The following is a 17,106-nucleotide window of genomic DNA, read 5'->3' as shown; positions in this document are numbered from 1 at the left end:
GCACGGGGAACGCGGCGGATGGGTGGTGACCCGTCCGCGACGCCGGGCTACGGTCAGCCGACCGTGAAGCCCTGGTCCTTGCCGTACTTGGCGGACGCCTCCTGCCAGGCCTTGAGGCCGTCGGTCAGCGGCTTGTCCGTCACGTACGCCTGTCCGACGGTGTCGTTGAAGATGCTGTTGGCGTACACCTGGAAGGGCAGGTACGACCAGCCGGGCACGACGTCGGCGGCCGACTTCGCGAAGATCTCGTTGGCCTTCTGGCCGCCGAAGTACGGGAACTCCTTGCCGAGGAACTCGGCGGACTTCAGTTCGGCGGTGGTGGCCGGGAACGCCCCGTTGTCGACGCGGATCTTCACACCCTCACCGGCGGTGGCGTACTTGAGGAACGCGTAGCCCAGGGCGTTGTTCGCGCCGGCCTTCGGGATGGTCAGCGAGCTGCCGCCGTTCTCGGCCGCGGCGTTGGCGCCGGCGGTCCACTGCGGCATCGGCGCGACGCGCCACTTGCCCTTGGCGCCGGGCACGCCGGATTCCAGGTTGGCGGGCATCCACGCGCCGATGACCAGGGTGGCGATGCTGCCGTCGCCGAGGCCCTTGTACCAGCCGTCGCTCCACGAGCCGACCGGGGCGAGCAGCTTGTCGCTGATCAGCTTCTGCCAGGTTCCCGCGAACTTGGTGGAGCCCTCGTCGGCGAGGTTGATCTTCACGTTGGTGCCGTCGACGGCGAACGGCTTGCCGCCGGCCTGCCAGATCAGGCTGGTGGTGAAGCCGGCGTCGCCGGTGTCGTTGGTGATGTAGGCCTTCGGGTCGGCGGCGTGCAGCTTCTTGGCGGCCGCGGCGTACTCGTCCCAGGTGGTCGGCACCGCGATCTGGTGCTTGTCGAAGACCTCCTTGTTGTAGAACAGCGCCATCGGGCCGGAGTCCATCGGCAGGCCGAAGGTGCCGCCGCCGGTCTTCACCGACGACCACGGGCCGGGGGTGAAGGTGCCGTCGAGCTCACCCGCGCCGAACGCGGCCAGGTCGGTCAGCGACTTGCCCAGGGCGAACTGGGGCAGGGCGTAGTACTCGACCTGCGCGACGTCCGGCACGCCGGAACCGGCCGCGATCGCGTTCTGCAGCGCGGTGTACTGGTCGTTGCCGGTGCCGGCGTTGACCAGGTTGACCTTGACCTTGGGGTACTTGGCCTCGAAGGCGGTGACGACCTGCTTGAGAGTCGGCTCCCAGGCCCAGACCGTGATCGAGCCGCCCTTGTCGAGTGCGGCCTGCACCTGGTCGGCGCTTACCGGGGTGGTGGTGTCGCCGCCGTCGTCGGAGCCGCAGGCCGCGAGCGCCGCGGTCGTGATCGCGGCGGTGGCGAGCGCCGCGGTGCGCAGGAGCGCGCGTCGGTTGGTGAACATCGGTGTCCTCTCAAACGGGGTGTGGCGCATTTCGTGAGCGGTGAGGTCGGTGGGTCAGTCCTTGACGCCGCCGGCGGCGAGGCCGGACTGCCAGTAGCGCTGCAGGAACAGGAAGGCGGCCAGCAGCGGCAGGATGGTCAGCAGCGAGCCGGTGATGACCAGGTGGAAGATGGCCTGCCCGCCGGCGGTGGCGGCCTGGTCGTTCCACGCGTTGAGGCCCAGGGTCAGCGGGTACCAGTCCGGGTCCTTGAGCATGATCAGCGGCAGGAAGTAGTTGTTCCAGGTCGCGACCATGGTGAACAGCGCCACGGTGACGATGCCGGGGGCGAGCAGCGGCATGCAGATGCGGATGAAGGTGCGCAGCTCGCCCGCGCCGTCGACCCGGGCGGCCTCCAGCAGCTCGCCGGGGATCGCCGAGGCCGCGAAGGTCCACATCAGGTACAGGCCGAACGGCGAGATGAGCGACGGGATGATCACCGCCCACGGGGTGTTGGTCAGCCCGAGCTTGGAGAACATGAGGAACGTCGGCACCGCCAGGGCCGTGGCCGGCACGGCGACCGCGCCGATGACGACGGCGAACACGCCGCGCTTGCCGGGGAAGTCGAACTTCGCCAGGGCGTAGCCGCCCAGCGTCGCCAGCGCGGTCGCGCCACCCGCCCCCAGCACCACGTAGAGCAGCGTGTTGAGCAGCCAGCGGACGAACACGCCGTCGTCGTAGGTGAGCGTGGCGCGGATGTTGTCGAACAGCGCGAAGTCGTCGTCGAACCACAGCCCGAACGAGCTGAACAGGCCCTCCTGCGTCTTGCTGGCGTTGATGAGCAGCCATACCAGCGGCACCAGGCTGTAGATCAGCATGAGCGCGGTGAGCGCGGTCAGCAGCGGGCTGCGCCGCTGCTCCTTGCGGCGTACGCGGTTGCGGGCGGGTGACGCCGGACGTGGCGCGGCGGCGGTCGTGGGGGTGGTCTGCGTCGTCATGGCTACTTGTCCTTCCGCGTGCCACGCAGCTGGACGGCGTAGGCGACGATCATGGTCAGCACACCCATGACGATCGCGACGGTCGCGGAGTAGTTGTACTGCTGGCCGGAGAACGACAGCGAGTACGCGTACATGTTCGGGGTGAAGTACGTGGTGATCGCGTTGGGCGCCAGGCTCTGCAGGATGCTGGGCTCGTTGAACAGCTGGAAGCTGCCGATGATCGAGAAGATGGTGGCGATGAGCAGCGCACCCTTGATCGCCGGGAGCTTGATCGCCCGGATGACCTGGAACTGGCTCGCGCCGTCGAGTTCGGCGGCCTCGTACAGCGACTTCGGTACGACCTGCAGCGCACTGTAGAAGATCAGCATGTTGTAGCCGACGAACTCCCAGGTGACGATGTTGCCGATGGAGGCGAGCACCAGGTCTGGGGAGAGCGGGTCGGGCAGGATCACGCCGAGCGCGTCGTTGAGGTTGCCGATCAGGCCGAACCGGGTGCCGTACATGAAGCCCCACATCAGCGTCGCCACCACGGCGGGCACGGCGTACGGCATGAACACCGCGACGCGGAAGAAGGCCTTGCCGTAGAGCCGGCCGCTGTCGATGGCCAGGGCGACCAGCAGCGCCAGGAACAGCATGATCGGCACCTGGACGAGCAGGAACAGCGTCACCCGCCAGGTCCCCGACCAGAACTGCGGGTCGGTGAAGGCCTGCTGGTAGTTCTCCAGCCCGACGAAACTGGTCCCGCCGATCAACCGGGTGCGGAACACGCTGAGGTAGAGCGCGTAGGCGATCGGCGCGACGAAGACGAAGGCGAACACGGCCATGAACGGGCCGACGAACGCCCATCCCGTCCAGGACCGGCGGCGGCGCGGTGGTCGGGTGGCGGCTTGGCCGGTGCGCGAGATGGTCGGAGGGGCAAGCACCGTCATGTCTCCTCCTTCCGGCAAGTTCTCAAGAATGGCTGGTCACACCAGATGTTTACGCAAACATAGCGCTGCTGCCGAATCACACCCGGGCATGTGCATGAGGGTACGACTCGATCACATTGCGTAATGTTTACGTAAACATCAGCTCGGTGATAGTGTCACCGACGCCGAACAGGCGTCAAGGACCGGTTTCGGATTCGTTACACGAAGCACTCCGACGCCCGCGTACGCCGCACGAAGGGAGCACGGGATGAGCCGGCCGAAGGCGCCCCGGGTGTCGATGGCCGACGTGGCCCGGCTCGCAGGCGTCTCCTCGCAGACCGTCTCCCGCGTGGCCAACGGCCACCCCAGCGTCGTCGGCAGCACCCGCCAGCAGGTCCTCGCCGCCATGAAGGAGCTGCACTACCGCCCCAACAGCGCCGCCCGCGCGCTCAAGAGCGGCGAGTTCCGCACCATCGGCGTGATCCTGTTCACCCTGTCCAGCACCGGCAACAGCCGCACCCTGGAGGCCATCGCCACCCACGCGGCGCTGCAGGGATACGCCATCACGCTCATCCCCGTGGCCGTGCCCACCCAGGACAGCGTGCTCGGCGCGTTCACCCGCCTCGGCGAGCTAGCCGTCGACGGCGTGATCGTGATCATGGAGGTGCACCTGCTCGACGCGGCGACGGTGACGCTACCGCCGAACGTGCAGGTGGTCGTCGTCGACTCCGACGCCGGCGACCGGTATGCCGTCGTCGACACCGACCAGGCCGACGGCGCCCGCCAGGCCGTGGCGCACCTGCTCGGACTGGGCCACCGCACCGTGTGGCACGTCACCGGGCCGCAGGACTCGTTCGCCAGCCAGCGCCGGGCCCAGGCCTGGCGCGACACCCTCACCGCCGCCGGCCGCGAGGCGCCCCCGCCGCTGCACGGCGACTGGTCGGCCGAGTCCGGCTACCGCGCCGGGCTCGCCCTGGCCGACGAACCCGACTGCACCGCCGTCTTCGCGGCCAACGACCAGATGGCGCTCGGCGTGCTGCGCGCCCTGCACGAGCGGGGCCGCGCCGTGCCCGCCGACGTCAGCGTCGTCGGCTTCGACGACATCCCCGACGCAGGCTCCTTCATCCCGCCGCTGACCACCGTGCACCAGGACTTCGCCGAGGTCGGACGCCGCTGCGTGGAGGGCATCCTGCAGCAGATCGACCGCGGCGAGACCGGGCCCGGCACCGCGCTGGTGCCCACCCGCCTGGAGGTCCGCGCCAGCACCGCACCGCCGCGGCAGGCCGATCCCCGCCGGTGATTCCGCCCATCGCCCGGATTGACACCAACGCCCCGATGCCACCGGTTCGACCGGCGATTCTGCCGATGCCGGTCCCGTTAACATCGATGAAACTGACTCCACTGCTCGATCGACCAGCTTCCCGTCCCCCGCAGCACCGCTGCTGGGCAGCTGGTTCCTCACCGTCAGGAGTGGAACAGTGCAGCAATCCGTCTCGTCCCCCCGCCGGCGGCTCACCCGCCTGATCGCCACCGCGTTCGTCGCCACCGCTCTGGCCGGCGGAACCGCGCTCGGTGCCGCCGCACCGGCGTACGCCGACGAGATCGGCCAGGCGCCGACCTCGTCGAACATCACCGGCAACGGCAGCTTCTCCGTCTCGACGTACAGCATCTCCAGCCTCGTCAGCGGCTTCGGCGGCGGCGTGGCGTACTACCCGAGCACCGCCGGCCGCTACCCGGTCATCGCCATCTCCCCCGGCTTCACCGCCCGCTGGTCCAGCATCAGCTGGATCGGGCCGCGCCTGGCCTCGTGGGGCTTCGTCGTGGTCGGCATCGAGACCAACAGCGTCTACGACCAGCCCGCCAGTCGCGGCAGCCAGCTGCTGGCCGCACTGAACTGGGCCGTCAACTCGGCCCCCAGCGCCATCACCTCCCGCGCCGACGGCAGCCGCCGCGGCGTCGCCGGCCACTCCATGGGCGGCGGCGGCACCCTGGAGGCCCTGGCCGCCGACACCACCGGCAACGTCAAGGCCGGTGTGCCGATCGCACCGTGGAACTCCGACAAGACCTGGAACAACGTCAACGAGGCCGTGCAGATCGTCGGCGGAGAGAGCGACACCGTCGCCGGGGTCAGCTCGCACTCGATCCCGTTCTACAACTCCCTCGCCGGGCAGAAGAGCTACGTCGAGCTGAACGGCGCCAGCCACTTCTTCCCGCAGACCACCAACTCGACCCTGTCCCGGGCGCTGGTCTCCTGGTTCAAGCGCTACCTCAACCAGGACTCCCGCTTCACGCCGTTCACCTGCGGCTACAGCGGCACCGCGATCTCGGACTTCCGCACCAACGCCTGCTGACCACCGATCCGCTCCACCGCCGCGCCGGAGGCACGCCGCCTCCGGCGCGGCACCTCATTTTTCATAGACGGTGGCCTATCACATCGACTTTTTCGCGATCGAACTCGATGTGATAGGCCACCGTCGATGACAGGCGCCGCGCGGTGTGCCACCGCAGGCTCGGCTCGGCGCGTATATCGTGGACCCGATGCGGGTGACGACCTGGAACGTGAACTCGGTGAAGCAGCGGCTGCCCCGGCTGCTGCCCTGGCTGGACCAACGCCGACCCGACGTGCTCTGCCTGCAGGAGACCAAGCTCGCCGACGCCGCCTTCGCCGAGCTGCTCGGCGAGGAGCTGGCCGACCGCGGCTACGAGTACGCCGCACACGGCGAGGCGCGGTGGAACGGCGTGGCGATCCTGTCCCGGGTCGGGCTCGACGACGTCGTGACAGGCATCCCCGGCGGCCCCGGCTTCCCCCACCCCGAGGCGCGGGCCGTGTCGGCGACCTGCGGCGGCATCCGCGTGCACTCGGTGTACGTGCCCAACGGCCGCACCCCCGACTCCGACCACTACCAGTACAAACTCGCCTGGCTGAGCGCGCTGCGCGACCTCGTCACCGCCGGACCTGACGCCGTGATCGTGGCCGGCGACATCAACATCGCCCCGACCGACGCCGACGTGTTCGACCCCGACGCGTTCGCCGGCCAGACCCACGTCACCGCCCCCGAACGAGCCGCCCTGGCCGACCTCCAATCGGCCGGGCTGCACGACGTCGTGCGCGACCACTGGCCCGACAAGCGCGTCTACTCCTACTGGGACTACCGCGCCGGCATGTTCCACCAGGACCTCGGCATGCGCATCGACCTGGTGCTGGCCGGCACGCCGGTCGCCGAGCGCGTCAAGGCCGCCTGGGTCGACCGGCACGCCCGCAAGGGCACCGGCCCCAGCGACCACGCCCCCGTCATCGTCGACCTCGACGAGGCCCCGGACGGCGACATCGGGCCGGTCGTGCCGCCCCCGTCGGCACCCGCCGCCCGGCGCGGCAAAGCCCGCCTGCCCCAGGCCGCACCGGCAGCCCCGGACGACAAGTGACCGGCGAGCACACCCCACGCCTGCACGTCGGCGGCGCGATGTGGAGCCTCAAGGCCTGGCAGGGGCGCTTCCTGCCGCATCCGGCCACCGCCGAGCAGCGGCTGCGGGCGTACGCCGGCTGGTGCAACGCCGTCGAGGGCAACACCACCTTCTACGCGACCCCGGCACGTGCCACCGTGGCCACCTGGGCGCAGCAGACCGACCCGGACTTCCGGTTCGTGGTCAAGCTGCCCAAACCGATCACCCACGAAAGCCGCCTGCTCGGCGCCGACGCCGAACTGCGCGCCTTCCTCGACGCCGTCGAACCGCTCGGCCCGCGCAACCACGCCGTGTGGCTGCAACTGCCGAGCTCGTTCGGCCCGTCGGACGTGCCCGTGCTGGGGGCCTTCCTGAAGAACCTGCCCGCCGAGCACCGGTACGCCGTCGAGGTCCGCCACCGCGCTTTCTTCGACGAGCAGCGCTCGGCGCGGCTGCTCGAAGACGCGCTCACCGCGGCGGACGCCGAATGGGTGCCGTTCGACACCCGCGTGCTCTTCCGGTCCCCGCCGACCAGCGACGCCGAACGCGAGGCGTGGACCAGGAAGCCCCGCATGCCCTACCGCTGCCACGCGCTCACCGACCAGCCGATCGTCCGCTACCTGGGCCGCGACGACACCGCCGCGACCGTCGAGGGCTGGCAGCCGTGGGTCGAGACGGTCACCGGCTGGCTGCGCGAGGGGCGCTCGCCGACCGTGTTCCTCCACACCCCCGACAACGCCGACGTTCCCGAGCTGTGCCGCCGCTTCCACGACGAGGTGCGGGCCCGGGTGCCGCAACTGCGTCCGCTGCCCGAGCCGGAGCCGGTCGAGCCGCTGACCCTGTTCTGAGCCGCCTCAGCAGGCCTTCTTGTACGGCGGCGGCATCGGCGGGGCGTTGTCCGGGGCCACGTACGCCCCGATCAGCCGGAACACCGTGTCGCTGGAGTTCGGGTAGACGCCCTTGCAGTCGAACGCGCCCGGCAGGAACGTGGTGGCCACCGAGATGCCGATCTTCTCCTGGGGCAGGAACGCCTCCGTGGCGCTGTAGCCGCCGAGCAGGGGGTCCTGCAGGATCCAGTCGCCGGAGCGGACCACGCCCAGGCCGTAGTTGTAGCCGACGATCTGCTTGAAGCACGACGGCGCGCAGTCGGCCTGCGCCTGCCCGAAGCCCAGCAGGTTCGGGTCGGTCATCGCCTTGTAGCTGTCCTCCGACAGCAGCATGCCGGTGCCGACGGCGATCGCGGTGGTCGCCAGGTCGTCGATGGTCGAGGTCTGGTTGGCGCCGACCGGGGTGCCCCAGTCGGAGTTCCAGTACGTCGCCTCCTCGTAGAACGCCGTCTTCGCCGGGACGCCCAGCGCCTCACGCCGCTCCGAGCTGTACGAGTGCAGCGCGGGCTCGGGCACGGCCCCGGTCTGGCTGCCGACGGTGCTCTTCAGACCCATCGGCTCCATGACCTTCTCGCGCAGCAGCTCGTCGAGCGGCTTGCCGCCGATCTTCGCCAGGATCTCCCCGAGGATCATGAAGTTGGTGTGGGAGTAACTCCAGTTCGTGCCGGGCGCGAACTGGATCGGCCGGGAGAACGCGTACTTCAGGCGCCGCTCGAACGTCCACGACTGGAACGGGTCGGCGTTGAACGCCGCGTTCCAGCCCGGGTCGGTCTCGAAGTCGGGGTAGCCCGTGGTCTGGTTGGTCAGCATCTTCAGGGTGACCTTGCCGGACTCGGGCAGTTCCGGCAGCCAGCGGCCGACGGTGTCGTCGAGCTTGGCCTTGCCCTCCTCGACGAACAGCAGCAGCAGCGTGCCCAGGTACGCGAACACGACCGCGCCGTTGCGGAAGCGCATGTCCGTGGTGGCGGGCACCCCGTCGAGGGACTCGCCGAACGCCTGGATCGTGACGACCTCGTCGCCTCTGGTCACCTTGACGATGACGGCCCGCAGTGACTGGTCCGCCATCGCCTTGCGCACGATGTCGGCGATGCCCTGCGCCTGCGGCGTCGGGATCGGCCGCGCCACCGTCGCCGTCGACACGTCCGCGGCGACGGTGCACCCGCCCAGCACGAGCATCGCGGCGGCTCCGGCGACAGCCGCCCGGCGGACGGCTCCCGCCATCGACCTGGTCATCCCCGGATCGTATCGGCACAGATCGACCAAATAGGTCGCATTCCGCCAACTGTACGGTCGGTAGAGTGCGCGGATGCGCCGTCTCATCCGCGAGAGCCGGATCGTCCCCGCCCCACCGGCGGAGATCTTCGAACTGCTCGCCGACCCCGCCCAGCACCCCCTCATCGACGGGTCGGGGTCGGTGCTGGCCGCCCGGGGCGCGCCGCGCCGGCTGGCGCTCGGGATGAAGTTCGGCATGGACATGCGCATGGGCGCGGGCTACCGCATCCTCAACACGGTGGTCGAGTTCGAGGAGGGCCGCCTGATCGCCTGGCGGCACTTCAACGGGCACCGCTGGCGCTGGCGGCTGGAACCGGCCGCCGACGGGACCACGCTGGTCACCGAAGAGTTCGACTGGTCGACCGCGCGCGTGCCGCTGCTGATCAGCGTCAGCTGGTTCCCGCGCCGCAACCGCCGGGCGATCACCGGCAGCCTCGACCGGCTCGAAGCCCGCTTCGCCCCGCGCTGACCACGCCGCCGTATCCGGGCATGTCAGAGGGGTCGTGTCTACTGATCACACCGGCTCGACCAGGGTGCCGGAGCGAGCAGGGCACGAAGGGGAACACAGCCGCCATGGCCGATCTCAAGGACCACATCGACGACGCCAGCATCACCCGGCTGGCCGCCGCCCTCACCCGGGTCCACCCCGCGTTCCCCGCCGCGGACTTCCGGGCCGCCGCAGGCCGGGGGCTGAAGCCGCTCGCGCTCAAGCAGCGGGTGTCGGCGGTGTCCGCGCAGCTCGCCCGGTTCCTGCCCGAGCCGTTCCCGCACGCCGCGCGCGTCCTTCGCGAAGCCGTCGCGGCAACCCCGCTGGACATGTGGAGCGGCTGGCCCGCCACCGACTACGTCGCCGTGCACGGCCTGGCCCACCCCGACGACGCGCTGGCCGCCCTCGCCGCGTTGACCCCGCACGCCACGGCCGAGTTCGCGATCCGCCCCTACCTGGCCGCCCACCCCGAGCGCACCCTCGCCCAGGTGCACATCTGGGCCACCGATCCGGACCAGCACCTGCGCCGACTGGCCTCGGAGGGCTCGCGGCCCCGGCTGCCGTGGGCGTCGCGGGTGCCGATGCTGGCCGACCCGCAGGTCACCCTCCCGGTGCTCAACCGGCTGCACGACGACCCCGAGCTGTACGTCCGGCGCTCGGTCGCCAACCACCTCAACGACATCACCAAGGACCACCCCGACGTCGCCCTCGCCACGGCCCGGCGCTGGGCCGCGAGCGGCGGCGACGGCACCGCCTGGGTGATCCGCCACGCGCTGCGCTCGCTGGTCAAGCAGGGCCATCCCGAGGCGCTCGGGCTGCTCGGCTTCGACCACGGCGCGGACGTGACCGTCACCGGCCTGACCGTCACACCGGCGACGCTGCCGATCGGCGGGCAGGTCACCATCGCGTTCACGCTCACCGCGGACACCGGCGTACGGGCCGCCGTCGATTACGTCGTGCACCACGCGGGCGCGCGCGGGCCTCGTGCGCCGAAGGTGTTCAAACTGACCACGGCCGACATCGAGCCGGGCCTGCCCCGCCAGATCACCCGCCGCCACACGTTCCAGCACGTCAGCGTGCGCCGGCTGTACCCGGGCCCGCATCGCATCGACATCCAGGTCAACGGCCGCATCCTGGCCGGAACCGAGATCACGCTGCAGGACGGCGACCGAGCCGGCGCAGGCACACCGGCCACCGAGCGGTGATCGCCGTTTCAGGGCGGGATCTGCGGTCCGACCGCAGTTCCCGACCCGAAACGGCGATCACCGCTCGCCGCGTCGCCGTCAGCTCGCCGCGGGCGGGTTCTCGTCGGTGAACTCGGCCCGCACCACGAGGTCGCTGCTGCGCAGGGTGCCGGTGGTGGCCGGTTTGCGGCCCGAGCCGAGGTCCCAGGTCTCCTCGGCCAGCGCTTTGCCGGTGGTCAGGTCGACGATCAGGCGGGTCTGGTACCACCTGCCCCCGTCGTCCTTGCGGACGAAACCGACGGCGGTGCCGGTGCGCCCGTTCTGGTCCTGGACGGTGCCCAGCAGGGTGGCACCCTTGACCTCGGCGAGCACCCGGTAGGCGGCGGCCCGCACCTGCGGGGTCACCGGCAGGTCGGAGACGAGCTGCTGCACGGCCACGAACAGGGTGTGGTCGTTGGCGATCAGCACCTCGCTGCGGTGGAGCATGTCGGACAGCTTGCGCCGCAGCGCCCGGGGTTCGGTGGGCAGGGCGTTCAGCTGGGCGAGGGTGACCTGGCCGCCCGCGAGGTCATAGGTCGGCAACCGGTTGGCCTGCTCCCGGGACTCACGGGGGGCGGGACGGCCACCCATCGCGGTCCACGGTCCGGGCTCGGCGGTGATGACGAGCTTGCCACCGGCCACGACCCACTGCGTCGGGGAGCCGTCGGCCGTCCAGGCGGCGATGTCCTCGGCCGTGATCGGGGCGGCTCCGGCGTTGCGCCGCAGGACCGCGCCTTCGTAGGCGGTGCTCAGGTTGTCCCAGTACGCGATCTCCATCCGGTACAGGACGTGATAGGGCCGGGCCGCCGGGCCGACGCGCATCGGTTCGGCATGCTCCTTGGACAGCACCCAGTACCGGCCGCTGGTCGCAGTGCTCGCCGCCTCGGTCCGTTCCGCGGCGACCAGGAAGAACTGCTGGGCCGTCTGCGGGACCGGCACCGCGGAGGCGGGTGCAGCAGTGCCAGGGACTTGGGGCGATGGCGTGCCCTCGGCCCGGGGCGGTGCCGTGCCGGTGCCCCCGGCCAGGAAGACCGCGGCCGCAGCGGTCAGGGCGGCCGCGGGCAGTGCCGCCGCCATCGCGATCCGCAGTGCGGGCCGCCGGGTGCGGCCCGCGGCGGCCCCCACCGCACGATCGGCCGGGGATGCCGCGACGATGCCGTCGAGCACCTGCTGTCCCCCGTCGCTGCCGGCCCAGCCGGTCGAGGCGCGCGGCCGTGTGCTGCGTACCAGTTCGTCGATGTTCATGGTGCTCCTCACACTGCCAAGGGTTTGCGGGCGGCCGACGGGTGGTTGTCTTCGGCTTCGGTGACCTGCTGGTACGCCGAACGGAAGCGGTTGCGGGCACGGTGCAGCCGGACCAGGTAGGCCGGGCGGGAGATGTCCAGGACCCGGGCGGCCTCGGCCGGGGTCAGGTCGAACCAGGTCGCGGTGACGAGGACTTCGCGGTCGCGCTCACCGAGCGTGTCCAGTGCCCGGCAGACCTGGTCGCGGCGGGCGACCTCGTCGGCGAGTCCGTCCCGTTCGGACTCGTCGACGGCCAGGGTGACCAGGCGCTGTCCCAGGGCGGCCGAGGCGGCCCCGTGGCGGCGGCGGGCCAGCACGACGTTGCGGGCCGCGCCGAACAGCCAGCCGCGCTCCTCGCCGCCGCGGATCCGGTCCAGGGACCGCCAGGCGGCCAGGAACACCTCCCCGACCACGTCCGGGGCGTCCTGGCGGCCGACGCGCCAGGTCGCGTACGCGTGGATGTCGTCGGCATGTCGGCGGAACAGTTCCGTCAGCCGTTCTTGCCGTTCTCGCATGGCACCTCCGTGTGTCGCGCTGTCGACGGGTACTTGTCGAACCGCGCGCCGGGAATTACAGGCCTGCCGCGACGATCATCATCTGCGGCCGGATTTCACGCGACCGGCGGCCCGTAGCCTTGGCTGTACGATGACCTGCGAGTGAAGGGCCTGATGTCGTTGGCTACCCGAAGCAAGCGCACCGAGTCACGGCCCGCGTTGAGCCGGGACCGCGTGCTGCGGGCGGCGATCGAGATCGCCGACGAGGGCGGTATCGCCGCGGTGACGATGCGCCGGCTGGCCGAGAGCCTCGGCGCCGAGGCGATGTCGCTCTACCACCATGTGGCCAACAAGGAGCAGGTCCTCGACGGCGTCGTCGACGTCATCGCCGCGGAGATCAACGAGGCGGTCGGCCGGCTCGCGCTGCCGGCTCGCGGCGCGGCCTGGCGCAGCGCGGCCCGCGAGCGCATCCTGACGGCGCGGCGGGTGCTGCTGCGGCATCGCTGGGCGGCGGCGCTGTTCGAGTCGCGGAGTGCGACCAGTCCCGAGGTGCTGCTGTACTTCGACGGCCTGGTCGGCATCATGCGCGACGGCGGGTTCTCCAACGACCTGGCCCATCACGCGATGCACGCCCTGGGCAGCCGGGCGATCGGGTTCAGCCAGGAGCTGTTCACCCCGGGTGCCGGGCCGGCCGCGGGTGAACCCGATCCGGTGCTGGCCGGCATGGCCGGGCGGCTGCCGCACCTGGTCGGCATGCTGGCGGAGGTCATGCACGACGATCCGGATTCGACGATCGGCTGGTGCGACGACCAGGCGGAGTTCGAGTTCGGACTGGATCTGCTCCTCGACGGCCTCGACCGGCGGCGCTGACCTTACGGGTTCTCCCCCATTGACCGCCTTACGGCGTAAGGCTAACTTACAACGTAAGACTTACAACGTAAGGTCAGGAGACCTCGATGAAGGCGTACGTGCTCCGCTCCTACGGCCCGCCCGAGAATCTGCACCTCACCGACGTCGACGAGCCCGTGCCGGGGCCCGGTGAGGTGCTCGTCCGGGTCCGCGCCACCTCGATCAACCCGTACGACTGGCACCACCTGCGCGGCGAGCCGGTCGTGGCGCGGTTCATGGGCGGCGGCTTCGGCAAGCGCCGCCCGAACCACCCGATCCTCGGCTGCGACGTCGCCGGCGAGGTGGCCGCGGTCGGACCGGGCGTGACCCGCTTCCGGCCCGGCGACGACGTCTACGCGCTCGTGAAACACGGAGCCTTCGCGCAGTACACCTGCATTCCCGAGGACCACCTGGCCACCAAACCGCACACCCTCACGTTCGAGCAGGCCGCCGCCGTGCCGATGGCGGCGATGACCGCGCTCGTCGCGATCCGCGACGACGCCGGGGCGCGCAGCGGGCAGCGCGTCATCGTCAACGGGGCCTCCGGCGGCGTCGGGACGTTCGCGGTGCAGTTGGCGCGGTCGGCGGGCGCGGAGGTCACCGGCGTGTGCAGCAGCCGCAACGTGGACCTCGTCCGATCCCTCGGCGCTGCGGTCATCGACTACACGACGCAGGACTTCACCGAGGTCGCCCGCGGATTCGACGCGCTCGTGGACATCGCCGGCAGCCCGCCGGCCCGGGCTGCCCGGCGCGTGCTGCGCCCAGGGGGCGTCCACGTCGTCGTCGGCGGCGACGCCGGCAGGTGGTTCCGGCCCGTCGACCACATGATCGCCACCACCGCGCTGGGCAAAATCACCTCCCAGCGCGTCGCCGTCACCGGCACCCCCATCGGCCCTGCCAGCGCCCGCGGTCTGGCGGAACTCACCACGCTGTTCGACAGCGGCGCGGTCAAGCCGGTCGTCGAGCGCACGTTCCCGTTCGCCCAGCTGCCGGAGGCGATCCGCCATGTCGAGACGGGACGCGCCCGCGGCAAGGTGGTCGTCACCGTCGAATGAGACCGCGAAGGCGGGCCCGCGGGTATCGGCCAAGATTGCTACGCTCCGCCGCTGGTGGCAGCGCCGCCGCTGATCCGCACACTGCTACGGCGGTCGTTCCCGCAGGCAGCGGCCGATTGACGTTAGGAAGGGCACCTTCCACAACGCATGGCGATGTGAAGGTGCCCTTGCTTTCATCGGGGGCGGCCGGTGAGCAGGGCGCGGCCCAGTGGGGTGAGGACGTGGAGCATGTGTCGGCCGTAGGGGCGGGTTCGCAGCAGGCCGGCCCGGCGCAGCGTGGTGGCATGCTCGCTGGCGCTGGACAGCGAGATGCGGACCCGGCGGGCGAGTTCGGTGGTGGTGCAGCCGTGCGGGTGCAGCTGCGCCGCCCGCAGCACCGCGGCGCGGGTGTTGCCCAGCAGCGCGACCAGCTCGGCGTCGGGAGGCGGCGCCCGTTCGGCGTCCCAGTCGGGATCGTGGTCGATCGGGTACACCAGCACCGGCGGCCGGTCGGCGGCCCGCAGCGTGACGGGCGTGCTCCGGCAGAAGTACGAGGGCAGCAGCACCAGCCCTCGGCCGGCGAGGTGGATGTCGCGGTCGGCCGGGTAGGCCACGTGCAGGGTCGGCGCGTCCCACCGGATCGTCGGATGCAGCGTGGCGAGCAGCCGGTCGACGCCGCCGTCGACCAGGAACCTGGCTGCCCGCGCCCGTGCCCCGGCGACCTGTCCCGAGATCAGTTCCCAGTGCGCGGCGAGCACCGCCTCGAAGTAGGCGCGCATCGCCGAGGCCAGCGCGGCCACCGCCGTGCGGTCGCCGTCGGCCAGCCGCTCGGCCCGCTCGCGCGGGCAGTGCCGCGGCAGCACCCGGCGCAGATCCGCACGCAGGTGGTCGACGGGTGTGGCCAGCACTTCGCCGAGGCCTGCGTCGAGCGCGTCGTCGATGTCGTGCAGGCCTCTGGTCGGGGTCAGGAAGTCCGGTGAGTAGCCGGTGGGCGGGGCGAGGCTGAGCAGTGCCCGCATCTCGGGGGTGAGCCGGGCGATCGCCCGCCGCCGCCACGCCCCGAGGGCGGCCGGGGCGTGCCCGCCGGTCAGGGCGTGCTGGCTGAGCAGGGATTCCCACAGCGGATCGGCGCCTGCGGCCAGCCGTAGCGAGCCCAGGTCTGCGGCGGTGAAATGGATACGCAGCATGGTCGGGCCTCCGCTGCGCGGACTCTACCGCGATACCGGCAATGCGGGCAATCAGTGATGTACATGCGGCGATCGCCGCTGCTGCCGGGGGCACGTTTCGGTCCTGCCCGAAGCGACTGGCTCGGCTGGACGGGCAGGTCGCATGCTCTGTCGCGACCACGCTGCACCATCCGACGACGGGAGCTGATCCGATGCGACGCCTGGCGCTGCTGTTCCTGACCCTCGTGCTGCTTGTTCCGGCCGCGCCCGCGCTGGCGGCGGGCACGTTCACCAACCCGCTCAACGGCAGCGCGGACCCGACGCTGACCTACGTCAACGGCAACTACTACCTGGCCACCACGCTCGGGGACCGGATCGGGATCTGGAAGTCGCCGACGCTGAAGGGGCTGGCCACGGCCGGTGAGAACACCGTGTGGCGCGACAGCGATCCCAGCCGCAACCAGCAGATGTGGGCCCCTGGGCTGTACCGGTTCGGGCAGCGCTGGTACGTCTACTACACGGCCAGCAACGGTGTCGACGCCAACCACCGCACGTATGTGATCGAGTCCGACGGCGACGACCCGCTCGGGCCGTACCACTTCAAGGCCCGCATCGCCGACCACGGCGAGTACGCGATCGACGGTGAGCCGTTCGTGCACAACGGGCAGATGTACTTCGCATGGAGCGGTCCGGGCCGCGGCATGGGCGGCCCGGCGCAGATCTACCTGCAGCGCATGGACACGCCCTGGTCGACGACGGGTTCGCGGATGGCGCTGCCCGCGAGCGGCGGCTGCACCGAGGTGCGCGAGGGCGCGGTCGGGTTGCGCGGCAGCGGGCGGCTGTTCCTCGTGTACTCCACCTGCGACACCGGCAAGCCCGACTACCAGTTGTGGATGAAGTCGATCGCCGACGGGGCGGACCCGCTGGTGGCGGGCAACTGGGTGCAGCACGCGGGGCCGGTGTTCTGGCGCAACGACGCCGCGGGCGTGTACGGCCCGGGACACAACGGTTTCTTCAAGTCGCCGGACGGCACGGAGGACTGGATCGTCTACCACGGCAAGACGACGTCGGCGTACACGTACGCGGGTCGCACCACCCGGGCGCAGAAGATCGGCTGGAACGGCGACGGCACGCCGAACCTCGGCCGGCCGGTGGCGCTCGGCGCGGCGCTGACGCCGCCGTCGGGTGACCCGGACAACCCGTCCACGGCTTGGTCGGCGATCGTCGACAACACCACCGAGGGCCGGTTCACGGCGAGCGCGAGCTGGGGCGTGTCGTCGTATTCGGTGCAGCGGTACGGGGCCGACTACCGGTTCGCCGAGCCGGTGTCGGCCAGTGACGCGGCATGGTACCGGTTCGCGATCCCGGAGACCGGCACGTACCGGGTCGACGCGTGGTGGCCGTCGCTGTCCGGGTACAGCACGAAGGCGCCGTACGTGATCGTCACCGCGAGCGGCAACCAGACGGTCAACGTCGATCAGCGCTTCAACGGCGGCTCGTGGCGCACGCTGGGCACCTTCACGCTGACCGCCGGGGATGAGAACAAGGTGGCCGTGAGCCGCTGGACCAACGGCACCGGCCTGGTGATCGCCGACGCGATCCGCATCACCCGGGTCTGATCGGAATGGGTCTGGGAGAGCCGGGGCGACGCGG

16 protein-coding genes are annotated in these 17,106 nt (G+C 71.1%); 9 read left to right on the top strand and 7 right to left on the bottom strand.

The features are described 5' to 3' along the window. Positions 1-53: 53 nt before the first annotated feature. Genes AB0B66_RS08875 through AB0B66_RS08865 form a run of 3 tightly spaced genes read right to left on the bottom strand, consistent with a single transcriptional unit; the run spans position 54 to position 3,298 of the window. Positions 54-1,394: an extracellular solute-binding protein gene (locus AB0B66_RS08875; RefSeq protein WP_360525181.1), complete on the bottom strand. Its 1,341-nt coding sequence runs from the start codon at positions 1,392-1,394 to the stop codon at positions 54-56. A gap of 54 nt (positions 1,395-1,448) precedes the next feature. Further along, positions 1,449-2,369: a carbohydrate ABC transporter permease gene (locus tag AB0B66_RS08870; protein ID WP_360525178.1), complete on the bottom strand. Its 921-nt coding sequence runs from the start codon at positions 2,367-2,369 to the stop codon at positions 1,449-1,451. 2 nt (positions 2,370-2,371) lie between these two features. After that, positions 2,372-3,298, bottom strand: coding sequence for a sugar ABC transporter permease (locus AB0B66_RS08865; RefSeq protein WP_360525175.1), 927 nt, complete (start codon positions 3,296-3,298; stop codon positions 2,372-2,374). 247 nt (positions 3,299-3,545) lie between these two features. Here AB0B66_RS08865 and AB0B66_RS08860 point away from each other — a divergent pair, with 247 nt between their 5' ends. The 4 genes from AB0B66_RS08860 (at position 3,546) to AB0B66_RS08845 (ending at position 7,566) form a co-directional block, all read left to right on the top strand. Continuing rightward, positions 3,546-4,577, top strand: coding sequence for a LacI family DNA-binding transcriptional regulator (locus tag AB0B66_RS08860; protein WP_360525172.1), 1,032 nt, complete (start codon positions 3,546-3,548; stop codon positions 4,575-4,577). A gap of 178 nt (positions 4,578-4,755) precedes the next feature. Then, entirely contained in the window at positions 4,756-5,628 is an 873-nt protein-coding gene (locus AB0B66_RS08855; protein WP_360525169.1) for an alpha/beta hydrolase, read from the top strand. A 187-nt stretch (positions 5,629-5,815) separates the two neighbouring features. Continuing rightward, positions 5,816-6,700, top strand: coding sequence for an exodeoxyribonuclease III (locus tag AB0B66_RS08850; RefSeq protein ID WP_360525166.1), 885 nt, complete (start codon positions 5,816-5,818; stop codon positions 6,698-6,700). A 38-nt stretch (positions 6,701-6,738) separates the two neighbouring features. Beyond that, positions 6,739-7,566 (top strand): DUF72 domain-containing protein, encoded by an 828-nt coding sequence (locus AB0B66_RS08845; protein WP_360525256.1) that lies wholly within the window; start codon positions 6,739-6,741, stop codon positions 7,564-7,566. 6 nt (positions 7,567-7,572) lie between these two features. Here AB0B66_RS08845 and AB0B66_RS08840 read toward each other — a convergent pair whose 3' ends face one another. After that, positions 7,573-8,838, bottom strand: a complete 1,266-nt coding sequence (locus AB0B66_RS08840) for a serine hydrolase domain-containing protein (protein ID WP_360525163.1) — start codon at positions 8,836-8,838, stop codon at positions 7,573-7,575. A 73-nt stretch (positions 8,839-8,911) separates the two neighbouring features. On the opposite strand from AB0B66_RS08840, the gene AB0B66_RS08835 reads away from it, so the two are divergent. Both AB0B66_RS08835 and AB0B66_RS08830 read left to right on the top strand, forming a co-directional pair. Then, a complete protein-coding gene (locus AB0B66_RS08835) occupies positions 8,912-9,346 on the top strand; it encodes an SRPBCC family protein (RefSeq protein WP_360525160.1) in 435 nt (144 codons plus the stop codon). 104 nt (positions 9,347-9,450) lie between these two features. Then, positions 9,451-10,569 (top strand): DNA alkylation repair protein, encoded by a 1,119-nt coding sequence (locus tag AB0B66_RS08830; protein WP_360525156.1) that lies wholly within the window; start codon positions 9,451-9,453, stop codon positions 10,567-10,569. A 78-nt stretch (positions 10,570-10,647) separates the two neighbouring features. On the opposite strand, the gene AB0B66_RS08825 is transcribed toward AB0B66_RS08830, so the two are convergent. Further along, positions 10,648-11,832, bottom strand: coding sequence for a CU044_5270 family protein (locus tag AB0B66_RS08825; protein ID WP_360525153.1), 1,185 nt, complete (start codon positions 11,830-11,832; stop codon positions 10,648-10,650). A gap of 8 nt (positions 11,833-11,840) precedes the next feature. Then, a complete protein-coding gene (locus AB0B66_RS08820; RefSeq protein WP_360525150.1) occupies positions 11,841-12,386 on the bottom strand; it encodes a sigma-70 family RNA polymerase sigma factor in 546 nt (181 codons plus the stop codon). A 153-nt stretch (positions 12,387-12,539) separates the two neighbouring features. Here AB0B66_RS08820 and AB0B66_RS08815 point away from each other — a divergent pair, with 153 nt between their 5' ends. Together AB0B66_RS08815 and AB0B66_RS08810 are read left to right on the top strand one after the other, a co-directional pair. Further along, on the top strand, positions 12,540-13,235 hold the full coding sequence (locus AB0B66_RS08815) for a TetR/AcrR family transcriptional regulator C-terminal domain-containing protein (RefSeq protein WP_360525147.1): 696 nt from the start codon (positions 12,540-12,542) through the stop codon (positions 13,233-13,235). A gap of 86 nt (positions 13,236-13,321) precedes the next feature. Continuing rightward, on the top strand, positions 13,322-14,308 hold the full coding sequence (locus AB0B66_RS08810; protein ID WP_360525144.1) for an NAD(P)-dependent alcohol dehydrogenase: 987 nt from the start codon (positions 13,322-13,324) through the stop codon (positions 14,306-14,308). Between the two features lie 173 nt (positions 14,309-14,481). On the opposite strand, the gene AB0B66_RS08805 is transcribed toward AB0B66_RS08810, so the two are convergent. Continuing rightward, entirely contained in the window at positions 14,482-15,474 is a 993-nt protein-coding gene (locus tag AB0B66_RS08805) for a winged helix-turn-helix domain-containing protein (RefSeq protein WP_360525141.1), read from the bottom strand. Between the two features lie 191 nt (positions 15,475-15,665). Between AB0B66_RS08805 and AB0B66_RS08800 the strand changes: the two genes are divergently transcribed. Then, the gene (locus tag AB0B66_RS08800; RefSeq protein WP_360525138.1) at positions 15,666-17,072 is read left to right on the top strand and encodes a family 43 glycosylhydrolase; all 1,407 of its coding nucleotides are present in this window, start codon (positions 15,666-15,668) and stop codon (positions 17,070-17,072) included. The last annotated feature ends 34 nt before the right edge of the window (positions 17,073-17,106 follow it).

This window comes from Catellatospora sp. NPDC049111 (genome assembly GCF_040648615.1).
Taxonomy (GTDB): domain Bacteria; phylum Actinomycetota; class Actinomycetes; order Mycobacteriales; family Micromonosporaceae; genus Catellatospora; species Catellatospora aurea.
This window is presented reverse-complemented; position numbering and strand designations above follow the sequence as displayed.